General features: G+C 63.8%; 12 protein-coding genes. 11 read left to right on the top strand and 1 reads right to left on the bottom strand.

What is annotated here, in order from left to right:
* Window positions 1–25 precede the first annotated feature (25 nt).
* Complete coding sequence (locus tag IT430_04075; GenBank protein ID MCC6907097.1) at window positions 26–1,954, bottom strand: right-handed parallel beta-helix repeat-containing protein; 1,929 nt, start codon at window positions 1,952–1,954, stop codon at window positions 26–28.
* A gap of 196 nt (window positions 1,955–2,150) precedes the next feature.
* Between IT430_04075 and IT430_04070 the strand changes: the two genes are divergently transcribed.
* The 11 genes from IT430_04070 to IT430_04020 all read left to right on the top strand — a co-directional run bounded on the left by IT430_04070 (window position 2,151) and on the right by IT430_04020 (window position 20,514).
* Window positions 2,151–2,678, top strand: a complete 528-nt coding sequence (locus IT430_04070) for a sigma-70 family RNA polymerase sigma factor (protein ID MCC6907096.1) — start codon at window positions 2,151–2,153, stop codon at window positions 2,676–2,678.
* A gap of 38 nt (window positions 2,679–2,716) precedes the next feature.
* Window positions 2,717–5,359 carry a serine/threonine protein kinase gene (locus tag IT430_04065; GenBank protein ID MCC6907095.1) on the top strand — a complete coding sequence of 881 codons (2,643 nt, stop codon included), beginning with the start codon at window positions 2,717–2,719 and terminating at the stop codon, window positions 5,357–5,359.
* A gap of 119 nt (window positions 5,360–5,478) precedes the next feature.
* The gene (locus IT430_04060; protein MCC6907094.1) at window positions 5,479–7,035 is read left to right on the top strand and encodes a hypothetical protein; all 1,557 of its coding nucleotides are present in this window, start codon (window positions 5,479–5,481) and stop codon (window positions 7,033–7,035) included.
* Between the two features lie 73 nt (window positions 7,036–7,108).
* Window positions 7,109–8,380, top strand: coding sequence for a hypothetical protein (locus tag IT430_04055; GenBank protein MCC6907093.1), 1,272 nt, complete (start codon window positions 7,109–7,111; stop codon window positions 8,378–8,380).
* A 35-nt stretch (window positions 8,381–8,415) separates the two neighbouring features.
* Window positions 8,416–9,510, top strand: a complete 1,095-nt coding sequence (locus IT430_04050) for a hypothetical protein (protein ID MCC6907092.1) — start codon at window positions 8,416–8,418, stop codon at window positions 9,508–9,510.
* Window positions 9,511–9,545: 35 nt separating this feature from the next.
* Complete coding sequence (locus tag IT430_04045) at window positions 9,546–10,868, top strand: hypothetical protein (protein MCC6907091.1); 1,323 nt, start codon at window positions 9,546–9,548, stop codon at window positions 10,866–10,868.
* A gap of 17 nt (window positions 10,869–10,885) precedes the next feature.
* On the top strand, window positions 10,886–12,445 hold the full coding sequence (locus tag IT430_04040) for a hypothetical protein (GenBank protein MCC6907090.1): 1,560 nt from the start codon (window positions 10,886–10,888) through the stop codon (window positions 12,443–12,445).
* 164 nt (window positions 12,446–12,609) lie between these two features.
* Window positions 12,610–12,996, top strand: coding sequence for a response regulator transcription factor (locus tag IT430_04035; GenBank protein ID MCC6907089.1), 387 nt, complete (start codon window positions 12,610–12,612; stop codon window positions 12,994–12,996).
* A 99-nt stretch (window positions 12,997–13,095) separates the two neighbouring features.
* Complete coding sequence (locus IT430_04030; protein ID MCC6907088.1) at window positions 13,096–13,581, top strand: response regulator transcription factor; 486 nt, start codon at window positions 13,096–13,098, stop codon at window positions 13,579–13,581.
* Window positions 13,582–13,592: 11 nt separating this feature from the next.
* Window positions 13,593–19,310, top strand: coding sequence for a HAMP domain-containing protein (locus tag IT430_04025; protein ID MCC6907087.1), 5,718 nt, complete (start codon window positions 13,593–13,595; stop codon window positions 19,308–19,310).
* The gene (locus tag IT430_04020; protein ID MCC6907086.1) at window positions 19,303–20,514 is read left to right on the top strand and encodes a response regulator; all 1,212 of its coding nucleotides are present in this window, start codon (window positions 19,303–19,305) and stop codon (window positions 20,512–20,514) included. Before IT430_04025 ends, IT430_04020 begins: the two co-directional genes overlap by 8 nt.
* Window positions 20,515–20,635: the final 121 nt, after the last annotated feature.

The following is a 20,635-nucleotide window of genomic DNA, read 5'->3' as shown; positions in this document are numbered from 1 at the left end:
CGAACCGGTGCCAGGTTGCCAACGCTCAATCCAGCGGCACGACGTTGCTCGTGCGGCAGTAACGCAAGTCAAGCGCCTGGAGCGATCCAATGCACGCTTCGCGCGGTACGAAGATGAGCCGGGCCAGGCTTCCCTGATCGTCACTGCGCTCGGCCAGCACGACGGTAAGCCGCTGATCGCTGAGTCCGAGCATGATGCCCTGGCACGGATAGCCCTGCGGGATGTATGTCTCGCCCGCCGACGCGGCAAAGAGGATTGCCACTTGGCTATGCGGCGTGGCGCCGGCGCAGGTGATGAGCATCGCGCTGCCTTGCGGGCAACTGCCCGACACGGACAGGACAAGCGGCCGTGCTGTCGCTTGAAACTCAATCGCGCCGCGATCGATCAGTGGAGGCGGCCCGAAGCCGGTATCGGGGGTCGCAGGGTCATCGACATATCGTGGCTGGCGGCGTGCGTCAATCAGCGGCTCAGGCGGCAGCGTGTTGCTGTCTCCGGAGTCGATGCAGGGCGAACCGGGGCTGAGGGCGAAATCGCCCGACGTCGCGTCGACGAAGAGCGGATCGAAGCCGTTGTTGTACGACCCGCTCCAGGAGCCCGACCAGCCTTGGATCGTACAGGAGTTGGCGAACGGCTGGCCGTACGCACCGGCGAGCTGCGCGTCTTCACCGCTGCCAGTCGAGTCGGTGTTGGCCCAGTAGATGCAGTCGAGCGACTGGGCGTCGAAACGAGGCCCGGCGTTGAAACAACCGCCGCCGAGAGCGCCCGCGGAATTGCCGTAGAACGTGCACGCCAGTATCGGCGATGCAGCCCACGGGTTGATGTAGATGCCGCCGCCACTGCCGCCCGCAGTGTTGTCGACGATGAGGCAGCCGAAGATGCCACCACCCGAAAGCCGGCCGTAGATGGCCCCGCCATCGCGCGCCGCCTCGTTTCGCTCAAACGTGCAGTTCTGAATCCAGACGGGCTCCTCAGCATCAACCGTCAGCGCCCCGCCGTCGCCGGCAAGCGCCACATTCTCGACAAACGTACAGTACTCGATGGTGCTCTGCTGGAAAAGGTGCAGACTCGCGGCGGCGTTACCTGCCCAGCCAATATTGCGCTCAAAGGTGCACCCGCTCATGACGAGGTGCCGCACGCGATCGGTCGAGAGGCCCGCACCCACGAGAGCCTCGTTGCCGATGAACGCGCAGTCGACGAGTTCGAAATTTCCGCCGTCGAGGCGCAACGCTCCGCCGCCGGGACCGCCGACGTTGTCCTGAAACGTGCAACGAATAAACAGCGCGCGGGCGGACTTGCAGCTCACCGCGCCGCCCCAGTCGGCGGCGATGTTGTCTCGAAACAACGTGTCGGCGACAACGGGGTTACCCGATCCTCGGAAATAGACCGCGGCGCCCTGGTACTGGGCCCGATTGTCCTCGAAGATGCAGTTGCGAATCTGCATCGAAGTGCCGTCGCCCCAGAGACCGGCGCCGACCTGGATGGTTGCACCGGCGTCGCCATCGCGGACGATCACGCCGTCGAGGATCGTGGTGTGGTCATCGCCAACCGCATAGACGACGTGGAACGCGTTATCGGAGGGATCTTCAAGTTCGCCGATATCACCGCTGAAGATCGTCGGGTTGGCGGCGGGGTCGCGCTGGACGCGGCTGGTCTCGTTCCCGGCGAATCCGCCGTAGAGCGAGCGCCTGTTGCGCATGACGAACGTGGCGGTGCGTGGATCGGGAGGCGAGATGCGCGTCGTGGGGTAATAGGTGCCTGCGGCCACCCAGATTTCGGCAGATCCCACCGGAAAGGCATCCAAGCCCTGCTGAGGGTGTTGAAAGGCGGTGGCCCAACTCAGGCCGTCGCCGCCCGGCGGGGCGGATGCATTGACAAAGTAGACCGTCTGGCCCGAAACGACCGATGCGGCAGCCCCGAGCACAGCGAGAATCAGGACACGGATCGCTCGGTGCATGGCGTCTCCTTCACCGGCCCTAACTTTTCGGTGGCGGGAGATTCGGACCACCAGATTCGTGCCGGTCTCTGCTAATATACGTCAGATTACTGCCGGATGGCTCACGGCCGACCGTTTTTGTGTCATAAAGGGGTGGAGTGCACGTCATTGTGGCAGAGGGAGCGGCTTGGAACGAACACCAGAACAGGACGAGCTCATGCCCGATGCTTGTGCGGCCCCGGACGGGCAAGTCCTTGCGGCGCATCTGTACGACCCCCTCCGACAACTCGCACGGCAACTGCTGTCCCGGCAGAATCGGGGAGAGACGCTCGAGGCCACCGACCTCTTGCACGAAACCTACCTGCGACTGGGCGTCAGCGATGGCGGATCCTGGACCGATGAGGGCCATTTCTTCCGAGCCGCGGCCCAGGCGATGCGGCACATTCTCATCGATCGAGCCCGAAAGCGACAAGCGGTGCGCCATGGCGGCGGGCGAATTCGTATTGACCTGCAGGACAACCATGCGTGCTCCGAAGACGGCACGACTGAACTGTTGATGGTCGACGAGGCGCTGACGCGGCTCAAAGAGGTTGATGACCGCCTGTACCAGATCGTGATGCTGCGCTACTTTGCCGGACTTACGATTCAGGAAGCGGCGCGGAGCGCGGGCGTGTCGGCGGCAACGGCCAAGCGAGACTGGGCGTTCGCCAAGGCTTGGCTGTACGAGGAGCTGGACCGCCGCTGACGGCGCCTTCTCGGGCGGCGCGTCGGAATGAGGAGCGCATGAACGCGGATACCGTGCGCCGCGAGCGAGGGATCTTCGAAGCCGCGCGCGAGATGAGCAGCGCTGCGCGAGAGGAGTATCTTGAGCGAGCCTGCGGCGGCGACGCGACGCTGCGGCAGCGCATCGAGTCGCTCTTGCAGGCAGACGATCAGGCCGGCTCGTTTCTGGAAAGTCCGGCCTTCAGTTCTGATCCATCACTGCTGACCCTGCTCGACCCCGAGAGTCTCCTCGGGTCGGTCATCGGCCGCTATCAACTCATCGAGATCATCGCCCAAGGCGGAATGGGAGTGGTCTACAAGGCCCAGCAGGAGTCTCCGTCGCGAACCGTCGCACTGAAGGTGATGCGCTGCTCTCTGGAAGATCACGTCGCAGTCGAGCGCTTCCGCTACGAGGTCGAGTGCCTCGGCCGGCTGCGTCACCCCGGCATCGCGCAGATCATCGAAGCGGGCGTGCACGCGGAGACTGCAGGCGGTCCGAGCCTGCCGTACTTTGCGATGGAGTACGTGCCCGACGCGCGGACCCTGTCGACGTATCTGCGCGAGAGCGAACTCGACCGCCGCGCAGCGCTGGAAGTGATGATCGCGGTATGCGAGGCAGTGCACCACGGCCACCTGAACGGCGTGGTGCATTGCGATCTCAAGCCGGCCAACATTCTCGTGGATGGCGCCGGGCAGGTGCGCATCATCGACTTCGGAATCGCTCGGACGCTCGATCACGAGCGGCTCGACAATACGGAAGCGATCGGAACAACGCGCGCCGGCACGGTGCAGTACATGAGTCCGGAGCAGTGCACCAGCGGGTCGGAGGTGGATGCGCGCAGCGACGTCTACTCTCTGGGTGTCGTGTTCTACGAAGCGCTGTGCGACGCATTGCCGTACGAGGTCCGCGAGGCGACGATCAGCAGCGCCGCGGCGATCATTCAGAACGAGCAGCCAAGGCGGCCGCGCGAGGTTGACGGCAGGTTTCCCGTCGACCTCGAAGCGGTGCTGCTCAAGGCTTTGGCCAAGGCCCCGGCAGAGCGATTCGCATCGGCCTCGGAGCTCGCGGCCGACCTGCGGCGATTTCTGTCGCACGAGCCGGTCACGGCGCGGCCCGCGATCGCGGCGTATCAGTTGCGCCTGCTGGCCCGCCGCCATCGCGTTGGCGTCGCGGCGATTCTGGCGATGGTGCTGATCGTTCTGACTGCAGTGGGCGTGACGGGTGCACTGATGGCCCGGCTCCAGGCAGCGCGTGAGGCGAGTGCCGCACAGACGCACCGGGCGAAGTCTATCAACGAGTTCGTGCTTGATCTGGTGAACTCAGCTGATCCGACACGCAGTAATCGTGCCGGGCTTAGAGTCGTTGATCTGCTCAGGGATTCGTACGACGACGTGGAGGACAAATTTGGAGTGGAGCCACTGACTGCTGCAGGCCTGCACTCTCTCATTGGCCTTGTTTTAGAGGCTCTTCAAGAACTGGACGAGGCGAAGACCCATTTGTCACGGAGCGTCCAGTTGTATGAAACAGCAGGACATGGTAGCTCGCCGGAAGCGATGCTCTCCGTTTCGCATATCGCGGCGATCGATGTGACGCAAGGGCGCTTCGACGAAGGGCTCTCACGCATCGACGTCGCCATCGAGGGTTTTCGCCGTGCGAACGACCGACGCGGCATGGTCGTGGCGATGCTTGACAAAGCAATCATGCTGTATGAACTCGGCCGCACATCAGACGCGCTCGGACTACTGAATCAGACTGAGTCGGATGTATCGACACTGCCAAGCGATCAACTCAGATTCTATTGGTGGAACGGCAAGGGACTCGTTCAGATCGATCTCGGCCAGACTGAAGCGGCACTCGATTCGTTTCAGCAAGCGCTGAAGTTCGCGAAGCTCGCACAGGGGGAAGTCGGGCACAATGTTGCGGGCTGCCAGCAGAACATTGCCTTGATCTATCGGCGACTTGGACGACTCGCGGAGGCCCTTGACATGATTCGGGCCAGCCAATCGACCTTTCGGCGACTTGAGGGAGAGGAGAGTCCGTTCGCACTCCTGTCAGGCATCAACGAAGCCGAATTGCTGCTCGAATTGGGGCAATTGGAGGAGAGTGCAGCGGTCGCCGAATCGACCTACGCCGGTGTGAGTGCACGCTTTGGAGCAGACGCTCCGTACACGCTCTCCGCCCTAGCCGGCCTGGCCGAAGTGCACATGAAGCAACACCGCTACACGGAAGCGGAAAGGGAATTCGAGGAGGTCGTGTCTCGACGCACTGAAGTCCTCGGTGAGGATCATGTCAAGACGCTGCGATCCCGCATCCGTTTGGCGAGCGTAATGGGAGCCCAGGAGAAATTCGAGGCGCAATTGGATTTGCTCAACCCGCTCCTTGAGCACATTGAACGGGCCCTTGACCCATATCACGTGCTAGCGCTTGAGGCGAAGCTGCAACGGGTTGTCGCGCTTGCGGATTCTGGCCAGTTGGTGATCGCGATTCAAGAAGGTGAGGCGTACCTGTCTGACTGGAGTGGCCTGACCGACGCTGAAGCTGAGTACCGATTCCGACTCATCAACGTGATGGAGCAACTCTACGATGAAGCCCGCCGTCCCGAAGATGCCACTCGGGTCCGTTCAATGTTCGAAGCCCATCAGGCGCCGAAGCGGGAAAACTGATCGTGCCGCAACCCAGCGGCTGAAGTGAGCCATCCAACCGCCTGGCATCGTTTAGTCGGATGGAGCCCATCGCCCGCTCGCCCCGGCGGCTGGCTCGATGGACGAAGAAGGAGTTTGGAATGAGAAAAATCGCGATGCTGACGCTGACATGCGGTTGGACCGTCCTAGCCGCTGGATCAGCCCGCGCCCAGTGCACCGGCGACCAGTACCTCGCCCCCGTGGGCGATCCGGTCGCGACGTTTGGCAATGCGATCGCCGTGGACGGGCCGTGGGCCGCCATTGGGGCCAATCAGGACTACAACGACAATCGCGGCTTTCAGGCCCCGTATGCCGTCCCGCAGTTCAAGACCGGCTCGGTCTTCATCATGCACTTTGAGCAGGACAAGTGGCGCCAGCGGCAGAAGATCGACTGCCCCGATCGCAATCGCTTCGGCGGCGATGAGTTCGGCCACAGCGTCGCCATGCAGGGCAACACGCTGCTGATCGGCGCTCCCATGCACGAAGGCCAGGACCTCCATCGCGGAGCCGCCTACGTCTACGAACTCATCGACTCGACCTGGACGCTCGTCGATACGTTTTCAGTCGAAGAGCCCGGTGGGCGCGAGTACTTCGGCTACGCCGTGGCCCTCGATGGCGACGTGGCGGCCATCAGCGCCACCGGGGCTCAGAACAGCGAGGGCCTCGTCTACATCTTCGAGCGCATCGATGGCGTCTGGACGCAGGTGGCCCAAGTCAACGGCGCCGCCACCGGAACGAACGACCGTCTTGGCATGGCCTTGTCAGTGCAGAACGGCACCGTACTCGCCGGTGCATCCGAAGCGGCAAGTGGCTACGGGGCAGCGTGGGTGTTCGAAAAGGTCAATGACGAGTGGGTGGAGACCGCCCACCTGCTCCCGAGCGATCCTGAATCAAGCGGCGCGTTCGGACGCGGCGTGTGCCTCGACGGCGACGAAGCGCTGATCGGCGGCCGACAATCGAGTGGGCCCGGGCGCGTCTACGTCTACCGGCGCGAGTTGGGTGTCTGGAACGAAACCGAGTCCAGTTCCTTCTCGATCTTCGACCTGCAGGGAACCAGCCGGCGCTTCGGTGCGCGAATCGCCGTGCGCGGCGATACGGCGCTCATCGCCGCCCCCAGCGAAACCGTCAACTCGGGCAGCGGCGCAGCGTACCTCTTCCGCCGGATGGATGGTGCGTGGGTGCAGGGCCCGCGGCTGATCGCGTCGCGATCCGAAGTGGGTGATCAGTTTGCCGACGCGATTGCGCTGACCGACACCGATGCCTGGGTGAACTGGCGCGACCACATCTTCGGCGATCAGTACGGCGGGCAGGTGCACGTCATTGATGTAGCCGACTGCCGCCCGACGCTGGAAATCATTTCCCCATGCCCGTATGCAGGCGCGCTTCGCCTCTCTTGGACAAACGCCACTCCGGGCGGAATGGTGGCGATCTTCTTCTCGCCGCAGACCGGGCAGTCAAGCCTGCCTCCGGGCGGCCCATGCGAGGGTGTGTCGCTGGACCTTGATCCGAGAAATCTCCAGCTGGCGTACATGGGGGACGCGGGTGTACAGGGCAATCGGTCGGTGACCACGCAGGTTAGCCAGAGGGTGTGCGGCGGATACATGCAACTGCTCAATATCCTGACGTGCTCGGTCAGCGATCCAGTCCAAGTGGATTGACTCTCCTTGAGTGAAGCCGAGGGGCAGAAAGGCCGGTGCGGAAGTGAAACAGAGAGTCAAGTGCAGGCGCAGAATGCTCCGCGTAGCCGCGTGCGCCGTTGCCGCGGCCGTCACCAACGTTCAGGCGATGGCACAACACTACCAGATCTACAGCATCAGCATGCAGGATCTCGACAGCGACGCCTATGGATTGAACAACGCAGGGCAGGTCGTCGGCTACAGTCGGGGCTATGGCGGCGGCGGGCCCGACCTGGCCGTCCTCTGGGAAGACGGCCAATTGCACGTTCTCGGGAACGCCAGCGCGGTAGACATCAATCACCTGGGGCACGCCGTCGGACGAAATTCCGAGTTTCTGGCAGCGATGTGGGAGGACGGACAGCAGATCTCGCTTGGAACACTGCCCGGCTACGCAAAGTCGCAGGCGGCCGCGATCAATGATCTGGACCAGATCGTCGGAGAAGCGACGGAGGGAAGTTTCGGCCGCACGACCGCTTTCCTCTGGGAGGACGGCATCTTCACCGACCTTGGCGCGCTCGGCGGCGCCGATTCCATCGCTCTCGACATCAATGAGCACTCACAGGTCGTGGGACAAGCCGACACCGCCGGCGGCTTCGAGCACGCATACATCTGGGCGGATGGCATGATGACCGATCTGGGAGTGCTCGAAGATCACCTGACTTCCATGGCCGTCTCGATCAACAAGCACGGCGTGATCGTCGGCTACTCCGCCGACAACTCCACCACGGCGCCGTGCATCTGGGATCAAAGGGAGATCGCCGAACTGCCCCGCCTTGGCGGCGACGCCTGGACCCGTCCGGCAGCCATAAACGACGTCGGCGTCATCGTCGGAACCGCCAGTTCCAACGAGCTGGGCGAACGCGCGGTGATGTGGCGCGACGGACAAGTGATTGATCTCAACCAATACGTCTTGGGGACGGGCTGGGTGCTCCAGTCCGCCAATGACATCAACAATCGCGGCTGGATCGTCGGCCTCGGCCGGCGCGAGGGCCGCAGGGAGGGCTACGTGCTCATTCCCGATCCCTCGCTCGAGGTCGGATCGCTGATCTCCGGACAACCCGTGGATGTGCAAATCACCGGAGGCACACCAGTCGCCCCCGTATTCCTGGCCTACGGCACCAGCGGCTTCGGTTTGACGTACATCCCGCCGCTGGGCGTGGAACTCCAGTTGCATCGCCCGCGGCTCGCGGCGCGAGGTCGGACTGACGAACAGGGCGACATCATGTGGACGCTCAACGTACCGCCAGGCACGAGCGGTGCGCGCGTGCTCTTCCAGGGCGCCCAGCAAGGCAAGACCACTGGTGTTGTGACTCGAACCATCGAATGAACCGCGGCGCACACTGAACGAAGGGACTCCAACACATGACGAAGATTGAACAATGGGCCCGACACGTGCTCGCGATGTTGGCGCTGACCGCAGCCGGCCCGGTAAGTGCACAATTGATGTTCGCCACGGACCGCTTCGACGGACCGCAGTACCTCATCGACGTCGAAAACGATCGGTCGTTCCAGGTGCTCTCTCCCTGGCTCTATGGCGCGGGCGGCGCCTGGGGCATGACGGCGGATAACGATCTTGGCCTGATCTACTACTGCAGCGACGAGGGGTTGTTTTCCGTTTCCGCCGAAACGCTGCGTCCTTCGTATCTCGGCGTCATCGAGTTTGACGGGGAGCCGATATCCATGCTCGGCCTGGCGTGGGACAGCGACGCCGGCATCCTGTACGGCATCGCTGAAGCGCCGCAGTCAGCCCTCTATCAGATCGATCTGACGACGCGCGAAGCGGCGCTCGTCATGCCGCTCAACCCTGACTTTCACTTCGGGGGCATCGATTACGACGGCCTGACGAAGTCGCTGCTCGGGCTGGCCGACGGCACTGGCGCCGAGGGTGGTGCTCTGTACCGCATCGATCCCGTTGAACTGGAACTGGAGTTCCTCACGATCTACCCGCAACAGCACATTTTGGATCTGGATGGTCTCGCGGCTGGAGACGGGCGCGCCTACTTTGTGTCGGATCGCAATGAACCGATCTACGTGTACGACCTGGTTGCGGGCGTCTTTCTCGACCCGCTGACTACCCCGGTGCAGCGTCTAAATGTGATGTGCGGCGCCGCCTGGGCGCCTTCGTTCATGGATCGGTTGCTGGTCAGTGAGCCCAACCCGGGCCTGGTGGGCCGCAGCAATCGCTTCCACGTCGTCGGCGCGGCGCCGATGAGCACCGTGCACCTGCTCCTGAGCCGCTCGCTCGGCGCAACGGGTCTGCCGGGTTGCAGCGGGAGCGTCATTGAACTGGCCGGGCCCCGCATCATCGGCAGTGCGATGACCGACGCCGACGGAGTGGCGCGCATCGGCATTTACGTGCCAACCCAGGCCTTCGACATTCCCGTGCTGCTGCAACTCGTGGACCCGGCAAACTGCGAAGTGAGCAACCTCACCTTCTTCACCTTCGGGCCGGAGTAGGCCAGATGTCTCCCAATCGCGAAGGAGAGAACGACATGAAAGTTCGGTTTCGAATGCTGGCGGCCACGTGCTGCGTCCTCGGAACGACGGCTCTTGCGGCAGCGCAGTCGTCATACCGCGTCATCGATGTCGGCACGCTGTATCCAAGCCGCCGCGACTTCACGGTTACCTACGACATCAACTCTTTCGGACAGGCGGTCGGCGAGTCCGGCACCGGCGTGAACGCGCCCGTCCTCTGGAATCTCGGCGTGTTGAGCGAACTGCCGCGGATCGATTCGCGCGAAGACGCCGCCGCCGCCGCCATGAATGATCACGGGACCATTGTCGGCTGGTCCAATTTCAACTCCTCCACGCCACTGGCCGCCGTCTGGGTCAATCAACAGGTGTACAGCATCGGCACACTTGGAGGCGCGCGATCTCAGGCGCTGGGAGTCAATCGCAACGACGTCGTTGTGGGCTGGGCGGAAACCTCAGACAGGCTTGAACATGGATTTGTACTGCGCGACCAACAGATGATTGACATCGGCACGCTGCCGGGCGGCTTCGAGAGCGGCGCTGCCGACGTCGATTCCTTCGGCCGCGTCTGCGGCTGGGCGACCGACGCCAACGGCTGGCACCACGCGATCATCTGGGAGAACGGTCTCATGGCGTCGCTGGGCATGCTCCCGGGCGCGCGAGACAGTTTCGCAGAGGCCATGAACGACCACGACCAGGTGGTCGGCTCAAGCGATAATGAAGCGTTTCTGTTCGAAGGTGACTTCACAGGCGGAACGATGTCGCCGCTGCCTTCGTTGGGCGGCAAGCGGAGTTACGCACTGGACATCAACAACAACGGCGTGATCGTCGGCAACGCCGATCCCCCGGGCAACGGCTTGCGGCCGTGCATCTGGATTGACCGCCAGCCTTATGACCTCAACGACTTCATCACTCCCAGCAGCGGGTGGGAAATCACTTCGGCTCGCGCCATCAATGACTCCGGGTACATCGCGGGAGCCGCGAAGCGCGACGAGACCGAACGAGCAGTCGTACTCGTGCCGACGCCGCTGCATCTCAGTCCGCCGACGCCGGGCATTGCAGGCCAGATGAATACCATCGTTGCCACCGGCGCCACGCCCGGCGCGCAGGTGCGGCTGCTGTACGGCACGCAACTGGGCTACAGCCATCCAGCCGGCTGCCCTACCGCCATCGTCGAAATGCGCCAATCCAGCACTGCCGGCTCGACCGTCGCCGACCAGGACGGCGTGGTGACACTGCAACTGATGGTGCCCCCGGCGGCGCGCGGGCGGATATTCATCATTCAGATGATCGAACCCACCGGCTGCGCACTGAGCCAGCCGCTCATCACGACATTTCGTTGACTGAAGGAGGACAAGTCATGACGCATCGACTGAACAGGCTCGCGGCACCGGCAGCTGTTGTGCTGGCCATTGGCGCTCAGACAGCCGTCCAAGCACAATGTCTGGAGAATTTCGGGGTGGTCTACGGCTCCCAGTCGGTTCAAAGTGACGGCTTCGGCGAATCAATCGCAGTCGATGGATCATGGATGGCGGTCGGCGCTCCCTTCACAGACGGCAATGCTGTCAACACGGGCGTCGTCTACATGTACCATCGCGACGGTGCCCAATGGAGCGAACATTCGATCATCATGAATCCGATGCCGCGAGAGCAGGACCAGTTTGGCCGGTCCGTAAGCGTGAGCGGGAATCGAGTGCTGATTGCGATCCAGGGAGCCGATCTCGGCGCTGACGGCGCCGGCGCCGCGGCCGTCTATGCGCTCAACGGCTCGCGATGGCAGTTCCAAGGTATTCTCGCCAATCCCACGCCGCGACCCAATGAGGGGCTCTCGATGCAGGTGCTACTGGATGGCGACGACGCCTACCTCGGATTCTCGGGAGCGAATCCGATTGAGCGCGGCGAAGGCGCGGTTCAGACCTATCACTTCAATGGGGCACAGTGGGAGCATGTGCAGACGATCCTCCTGCCCAATCCTCAAATAGTCGACGCGTTCGGCTCATCATTGAGCAAGTCCGGCGATCGCCTGCTCATCGGAGCGTTCGGCTACGACGCCAACGACATCAATACGGGAGCCGCGTTCGTGTACCGTCTCGACAATGGGCAGTGGGTTTACGAGGCGCTGCTGGCTGCATCCGACGGAGCGTTCTCTGACCTCGCGGGCCGGCACGCAAGAATCGGCGGCGAGTGGGCAATACTCGACGCTGCGAAACACAACTCGGCAGCAGGTGCGGCGTACGTGTTCAAACGTGTCGGAGAGACTTGGACCGAACACGCCAAAATCGAATCCCCCGACCCTGCATCCGGAAACGAGTTCGCGGCAGACGTCGCCCTGGACGGCGACCTCATTGTGGTGGGAGAACCGGACGACAGCCATGCCGGCGCCGGTCGCGCTTTCCGCTATCGTCTGACCAACGATGAGTGGCTGTTCGAAGACCGGATGCGCGACATTGACACTCCGTACGGCAATGACTTTGGTCGACCGGTCGTACTGACCCCGGACACTCTCGTCATCGGTGGTTCGGGTGTGCCGGTCGTCGCACGCCTCGGTAATGCGTGTATCTATGACCGCCACGGCCGCTGCGGACCGGTGCTTTCCGTCGAGGCCGAGTGCTCAGTAGGACAGTTCCGCATCACCGTGCGCTGGGAGCGGGCCACTCCAAACGGCCGGGTCGCGCTGCTTCATGCGAGCGATCGCGGCTTTTTCTACGTTCCCGGCAACCTGCCCTGCGCCGGAACATGGCTCGGCCTCGGTTTCTCGGGCGCGAGGGTCGTCTATCAGACGAATTCGGGCCCCAATGGCGGACGCGTGCTTGACGGACTGGGGACGCGCGAAGTCTGCGGAACATATCTGCAACTTCTGGACCTGGAGTCGTGCCTGCCCAGTAACGTCGTCCGACTGGACCGTGCTATGTCCTGGTGAAGGCGGCTTCAGCCGTCGAGGGGCTGCAATCAGCAGCATGGGCAGTGGGCCCCGGCCGGCCTGACCTTCGCCGACCGCGCGTCAACGCCCACCCCGCGCCCGAAAGCCGAGTATGATCTGGCTATCCAGGGCGCCGGTGGCGGGGCGCGAGCGGAGGTTGTGGCATGGAGGAGCGTGTGCGCGTGGTGCTGGTGGATGATGAGCCTCGCCTGCGCTCCACGTGGGAGATGCTGATCAACCAGCAGCCCGACATGGCTGTGGTCGAGTCGCTCGACAGCGCCGATGAACTGCTCGCCCGGGCGCCTGAAGGAGTGTCGGTCATGCTCGTTGATCTGTCGATGCCTGGCCGCGATCCGCTCGATGCTGTGGCGGAACTGAGCCGGCGCAAACCCGGCTGCCGGGTGATCATCCACTCGGCATACCACGACGCGCAAACGGCCCAGGCGGCGATGGAAAGCGGAGCGTGGGGTCTGGTGGACAAACTTGGCTCGCCCGATGCCGTGCTGGCCGCGATTCGGAAGGTTTCGGCCGGCGAGGCGGCGTTCGCTTAAGGTTTTCGCTTACTCATGCTCCGGGGAAATGGTGTAGACTGCTGCGCGATGAGTGCAACCTTACCCGTGCGAGTTTTGTGCGTCGATGACAATGCCCTCGTGGCCGAAGCAATCATCGCCAAACTTCGGTCCTCAGGCGGGTTTGAGTGGATCGGCAATATCGACACCACCGACGATCTCATCTCGACGGCGCTGCGCGCGCATCCTGACATCATTCTGCTCGATCTCGATTTGCCCGGCGGCGATCCGCTCGAGGCGGCTGCGGCGCTGAGCCGCGCCGGCTGCGCGGCGCGCATCATCGTCTTCAGCGGGCACGTGAGCCCGGAACTGTTCGAGCGGAGCATCCGCGCCGGCGCCTGGGGCTACATCTCCAAGAGCGACGGGGAAGAGGCGCTGGTTGACGGCATTCGCTCCGTCGCCGACGGCGCCTTTGCACTCTCGCCGGAAGTCGAGGCGATCTGTCAGCGGCACACTCGATTCGGCGAAGAGCCCGCAGACCTGTTCATTCACCTGCTCACGCCGCCTGCCGGCGCATCGCAATGTGGCGACGACGCCCCGGCCGGCGATATCTCGGGACCACCATGACGAGGTCACCCATGCCTTCCAAAGCGACCAGCGACACGATCGACACCGAAGCCCTGCTCGAATGCCTCGTCTCGCTCAAGAAAGGCGACTTCTCCGTCCGTCTGCCCGTGCACTGGCACGGCACGGCCGGCAAGATCGCCGACACGCTCAACGACGTGATCGAGCAGAACGCTCGCCTCACTGCCGAACTTGAGCGCATCAGCCTCGTGGTCGGCATCGAAGGAAAGGTGAGCCATCGCGTATCGCTCGGCGCCGTGTCGGGTTCGTGGGCCACCCTCGAACACTCCGTCAATGCGCTCATCGACGACCTCGTGCGCCCGACGATGGAAATGTCGCGCGTCATCGGGGCCGTGGCCAACGGCGATCTGACGCAGTCCGTGGCGCTGGACGTGGAGGGCCGACCCTTGCAGGGCCAGTTCCTCCGCGCTGCGCGCACCGTAGACAGCATGGTGGACCAGCTGAACGCGTTTGCGTCGGAAGTCATTCGCGTGGCCCGCGAAGTGGGAACCGACGGCAAACTCGGCGGGCAGGCGGACATCCCCGGCGTCGCCGGCACCTGGAAAGACCTCACCGACAACGTCAACCTCATGGCCGGCAACCTCACGGCTCAGGTGCGCAACATCGCCGAGGTGACCACCGCCGTGGCCAAGGGTGACCTCTCCAAGAAGATCACGGTGGATGTGAAGGGCGAGATCCTCGACCTCAAGAACACCATTAACACGATGGTGGATCAGTTGAGTTCGTTCGCGTCGGAAGTGACGCGCGTGGCCCGCGAAGTGGGCACCGAGGGCAAACTCGGCGGACAGGCCGACGTGAAGGGCGTCGCCGGCACGTGGAAGGACCTGACCGACAACGTCAACCTCATGGCCGGCAATCTCACCGACCAGGTGCGCAACATCGCCGACGTCACCACCGCCGTGGCCAAGGGCGATCTGTCGCGCAAGATCACCGTCGATGTGAAGGGCGAGATCCTCGACCTCAAGAACACCATCAACACCATGGTGGACCAGTTGAGCTCGTTCGCGTCGGAAGTGACCCGCGTGGCCCGCGAAGTGGGCACCGAAGGGAAACTCGGCGGACAGGCCCAGGTGAAGGGCGTCGCGGGCACGTGGAAAGATCTGACCGACAACGTCAACCTCATGGCAGGCAACCTCACCGCCCAGGTGCGCAACATCGACCAGGTGGTCGCCGCCGTGGCCAACGGCGACCTGTCGCGCAAGATCACCGTCGATGTGCAGGGAGAGATTCTCAATCTGAAAAACACCATTAACACCATGGTGGACCAGTTGAGTTCGTTCGCATCGGAAGTAACCCGCGTGGCTCGCGAAGTGGGCACCGAAGGCAAACTCGGCGGACAGGCCGATGTAAAGGGCGTCGCCGGCACGTGGAAGGACCTCACCGACAACGTGAACCTGATGGCCGGCAACCTCACGGCCCAGGTGCGCAACATCGCCGAAGTATCTACCGCCATCGCCAACGGCGACCTGTCGCGCAAGATCACCGTGGACGTGCAGGGCGAGATCCTCGAACTGAAAAACACCATTAACACGATGGTGGATCAGCTGGGGTCGTTCGCGTCGGAAGTGACCCGCGTGGCCCGCGAAGTGGGCACGGAAGGGAAACTCGGCGGACAGGCCGACGTGAAGGGCGTTGCCGGCACGTGGAAGGACCTCACCGACAACGTCAACCTGATGGCCGGCAACCTCACCGCCCAGGTGCGCAACATTGCCGATGTGACCACCGCCGTGGCCAGGGGCGATCTCTCCAAGAAGATCACGGTGGACGTCAAGGGCGAGATCCTCGACCTCAAGAACACCATCAACACCATGGTGGACCAGTTGAGTTCGTTCGCCTCGGAAGTGACCCGCGTGGCCCGCGAGGTGGGCACCGAAGGCAAGCTCGGCGGCCAGGCCGACGTCAAGGGCGTGAGCGGCACGTGGAAGGACCTCACCGACAACGTCAATTCCATGGCGTCCAACCTGACCAGCCAGGTGCGCAACATCGCCGAAGTGACCACCGCTGTCGCCAAGGGCGACCTTTCAAAGAAGATCACCGTGGACGTGCGCGGCGAAATGCTCGAACTCAAGGAAACCATCAACACGATGGTCGAGCAGTTGAGGTCGTTCGCGTCGGAAGTGACCCGCGTGGCCCGCGAAGTGGGCACCGAAGGCCGCCTTGGCGGTCAGGCCAACGTATTCGGCGTCGCCGGCACGTGGAAGGACCTCACCGACAACGTGAATCTCATGGCGTCGAACCTGACCAGCCAGGTGCGCAACATCGCCGCCGTGACTACCGCCGTGGCCAACGGCAACCTCACCAAGAAGATCACCGTCGATGTCAAGGGCGAGATCCTCGAACTCAAAGACACCATCAACACGATGGTGGACCAGTTGAACGCGTTCGCCAATGAAGTGAGCCGCGTGGCCCGTGAAGTGGGCACCGAAGGTAAGCTCGGCGGACAGGCCCAGGTGAAGGGCGTCGCCGGCACGTGGAAGGACCTCACCGACAACGTCAACCTCATGGCGTCGAACCTCACCGCCCAGGTGCGCGGCATCGCGCGCGTCGTCACCGGCGTGGCCAACGGCAACCTGCGGCAGAAGTTGCAGCTCGAGGCCAAGGGCGAGATCGCCGCATTGGCCGACACGATCAACGGCATGATCGACACGCTGGCCACCTTTGCCGACCAGGTCACCAGCGTGGCCCGCGAAGTGGGTGTGGAAGGCAAACTCGGCGGCCAGGCGAGCGTGCCGGGCGCTGCGGGCTTCTGGAAGGCGCTGACCGACAACGTGAACCAGTTGGCCGAAAACCTGACGACGCAGGTTCGCGCTATTGCCGAAGTGGCCACCGCGGTGACCAAGGGCGACCTCACGCGGTCGATCCGCGTCGAAGCCCGCGGCGAGGTGGCGGCCCTCAAGGACAACATCAATGAAATGATCGACAATCTGCGTGAGACCACGCAGAAGAACTCCGACCAGGACTGGCTCAAGACGAACCTGGCCCGCTTCACGCGCATGCTGCAGGGTCAGCGCGACCTCATCCCGGTGTCGCGCCTGATCCTGTCGGAACTGGCCCCGCTGGTGGGCGCGCACCAGGGCGCCTTCTACCTGATTGACACGGGGCAGGAAGAGCCTCGATTGAGGATGCTCGCCGGCTACGCGTGCGCCGAAGACAGCGAAGAACCGGAGATTGCGCTGGGCGAAGGGCTCGTGGGGCAATGCGCGCTCGAGGGGAGGCGCATTCTGCTCACCGAGACGCCCGACACCTACCTGCGCATCGGCTCTGCGCTGGGCTCGGCGCGGCCGGCGAGCGTCATCGTTCTTCCCGTCCTCTTCGAGGGTCACGTCAAGGCGGTCATCGAACTCGCGTCGCTGCGCGACTTCAACGCCATGCACGAGATGTTCCTCGATCAGTTGACCGAGTCGATCGGCATCGTCATCAACACCATCGAAGCGAACATGCGCACCGAGGAACTGCTCAAGCAGTCCCAGTCGCTGGCCAGCGAACTGCAGAGCCGGCAGGAGGAACTGCAGCAGACCAACGCGCAGCTTGAAGAAAAGGCCCGCCTGCTCGCCGACCAGAAGTCGGAAGTCGAGCGCAAGAACCGCGAAGTCGAACAGGCCAAGGTGGCGCTCGAAGAGAAGGCGACTCAGCTGGCGCTCACGTCGAAGTACAAGTCCGAGTTCCTTGCGAACATGTCGCACGAGTTGCGCACGCCGCTCAATTCGCTTCTCATCCTGGCCCACCAGCTTTCGGAAAACCCCGAAGGCAACCTCAGCGTCAAGCAGGTGAAGTTCGCCCGCACCATCCACACCGCGGGCACCGACCTGATGGGCCTGATCAACGACATCCTCGATCTGTCCAAGATCGAATCGGGAACGGTTACGATCGAAATCGACGAGGTGCTCTTCGCCGACCTGCGCGAGTTCGTCGATCGTACGTTCCGGCACGTGGCCGACGGCAAGGGCCTGGTCTTCGAGATCGAGATCGACGACGATCTGCCGCCGATCCTCGCCACCGACTCCAAGCGCCTCCGTCAGGTCATCAAGAACCTGCTCTCGAACGCGTTCAAGTTCACCGAGCACGGCCGGGTGTCGCTGCGGATCAGCAGGGTCGAATCCGGCTGGAGCATGGACCACCCGACGCTCGACGCCGCGGATGCGGTCATCGCCATCTCTGTGGAGGACACCGGCATCGGCATCCCGCCGGACAAACAGCGATCGATTTTCGAGGCCTTCCAGCAGGCCGACGGTTCAACGGCGCGCAAGTACGGCGGCACGGGGCTCGGCCTGTCGATCAGCCGCGAGATCGCCCGCCTGCTGGGCGGCGAACTCACGCTGCAGAGCGAGCCTGGCTCGGGATCGAACTTCACGCTCTACATCCCCGACCAGCATCCGTCGCTGAGCGATCGCGACCGATCGCTGCCGACCCGCCTGCTGCCCGAGGCGGAGAAGGCTGCCGGCGCGTACGCCTCGTCGCCCCGCGCTGCGCTGGACCTCGTCGATGACCTTGAGTCCATCGAGCCCCGGGACCGGGTTTTGCTCATCGTCGAGAACGAGTCGGGCTTTGCGCGCATCCTTGTTGACATGGCGCACGACGCCGGGCTCAAGGCAGTGGTCGCATCGCGCGGCGACGCGGCGCTGGCGCTGGCCCGCCGCTTCCGCCCGGCGGCGATCACTCTTGATCTGCGCCTGCCCGACATCAGCGGCACGGAAGTGCTCGCGGCGCTCAAATCCAACGCGGAGACGCAGGACACGCCCGTGCACGTCATCTCCGGCGTCACTGAAGGGCACGATCGCATCCTCGAACTCGGCGCCACCTCGTATTGGCTCAAACCCGTCGATCCGCCGGCGCTGCGGCACCTGCTTCGGCAGATCAAGTCCGGCGGCGGGCAGCGGCGCATTGTCGTCGCCGCCGACGCCGAAATGTGCAGCAGGCTGGCGGCGCTGGTTGAGGTGAAGGACGCCGTCGTCGCCACCTATCCCAGCGGCGCCGAAGCACTGGCCGGCATCAACCGCGACGGCGCGCACTGCATCGTCGTCCCGCCGCAGCTCTCTGACATGGCGGCCGATGAATTCCTGGCGCGCCTCCAGAGCGAAACGGACGGCGACCACGGACTCATCCTCGTCTACGTCGCCGATCGGCCGCTCACCGCCGAGTTCCGCGAGCGCCTCAAGGAAACCTCTGCCACTTTCCGCATCGTGGACCGCCCCGAGCGCCTGCGCGAAGAAATCGGCGACATTCTCAATCCGCCGATTCTCATCAGCCCGTCGGTCCGCAAGGCGCAGGCCAAAGCCGGCGCCGAAGATCTCGCCCGGCTTGAGGGCAAGCGCGTGCTGGTGGTTGACGACGACCTGCGAAATATCTTTGCGCTGACCAGTCTTCTCGAGCGGTATAAGATGGATGTGGCCTTTGCCGACAACGGGCAGGCGGCGATCAACATGCTCAAGGCGGAGCCGGACATCGATATCGTGCTCATGGATATCATGATGCCCGGTATGGACGGGTTCCAGGCGATGCACGAGATCCGCGCGCTGGACAAGTTCAAGGTGCTGCCGATCATCGCGCTCACCGCCCGCGCCATGAAAGGCGATCGCGAGAAGTGCATTGAAGCGGGCGCGTCGGACTACGTGCCCAAGCCGGTGGCGCCGGATCAGTTGCTCTCGGTCCTCTGCGCCTGGCTGCCGCGCGACGAGGCCGCCGAAGTGCAAACGGAGGCATCCAGTGTCTGAAAGCAACGGCAAGTGGGGATCGGCCGCGCCGCCGGGTCCGGAGGCAGCGCCTCCACGGCAGGCGGTTGACATCCTCGTCGTGGATGACAACGCCAGCAAACTGCTGGCGCTCGAGGCGGCGCTGGCGGCGCTCGGAGAGAACGTCATCGCGGCTTCGTCGGGGCGGGAAGCGCTGCGCCAGCTGCTCTCGCGCGATTTTGCCACCATCATTCTTGACGTCAACATGCCCGACATGGACGGCTTCGAAACCGCCCGCATGATCCGCTCGCGCGTGCGCTCAGCGACCACGCCGATCATCTTCGTCTCGGCCGTCAACATGAACGAGATCGACGCACTGCGGGGCTATTCGCTCGGCGCTGTCGATTACATCTTCGCCCCGGTTATTCCCGAGGTGCTGCGGGCCAAGGTGTCCGTCTTCGTCGAACTGCATCGCAAGTCCGAGGAAGCGCGCATCCACGCCGAACGCCTCGCCGAGCGCACGCGCGAACTCGAGCGGAGTCAGCGCGAGTTGCGGCTCTCCGAGCGCATGGCGTCGATAGGCACCCTCTGCGCCGGGCTGGGCCACGACATGGGCAACCTGCTCCTGCCCTTGAGCGTGTGGACGAACTCCATCAAGGCCGCCCAACTGCCGCCGGACCTCGAGGAAGGCGTGCGCCACCTGACAATGTGCGTGCAATACCTGCGGCGGCTGGCCAGCGGATTGCGCCTGGTCTCGCTGGATCCTTCGCGCAGCAGCGGCGATGAACTCGTGAAGTTGCCTGCATGGCTCGACGAGATCGAGCCGATCCTGCGGAATTCACTGCCGCGCGGCGTCAACCTCAAGACCGAGATTCCGGCAAACCTGCCAGCCGTTCGAATTGCACCGCACCGGCTCGCGCAGGTCGCGTTCAACCTCATTCAGAACGCCGGCGAAGTGCTGCGCGGGCGCGACGACGGGCTGGTGCGCCTGTGGGCTCAAGCCGAGGAGTCCGGTGAGGGCGTGCGCATCGGCGTCAGCGACAACGGACCCGGAATGCCGCCGGAAGTGTTGAAGCGCTGCCTCGACCCCTTCTTTACCACCAAGACGCGCGGCATCTCCACTGGCCTTGGTCTCTCGCTCGTACACGGCATCATCCGCGCAGCCGGCTCGCAGTTGGCCGTCACATCCTCGCTTGGCCGAGGCACGACTTTCTCGTTCGTGTTGCCGCCGGTTTCCGTTGCGTAGCGGCGCGACCGAAACCGCCAGATGCGACACGAAACCGCCAGACCATCTAGCGCAGCACATCGCCCGGGTGCCTTGCCCGGGCTTTTCTGTGGGCCGCGGAGCCGGCCCTCAACGGGTTGTC

The organism is Phycisphaerales bacterium, from assembly GCA_020852515.1.
Classification (GTDB): domain Bacteria; phylum Planctomycetota; class Phycisphaerae; order Phycisphaerales; family UBA5793; genus UBA5793.
This window is presented reverse-complemented; position numbering and strand designations above follow the sequence as displayed.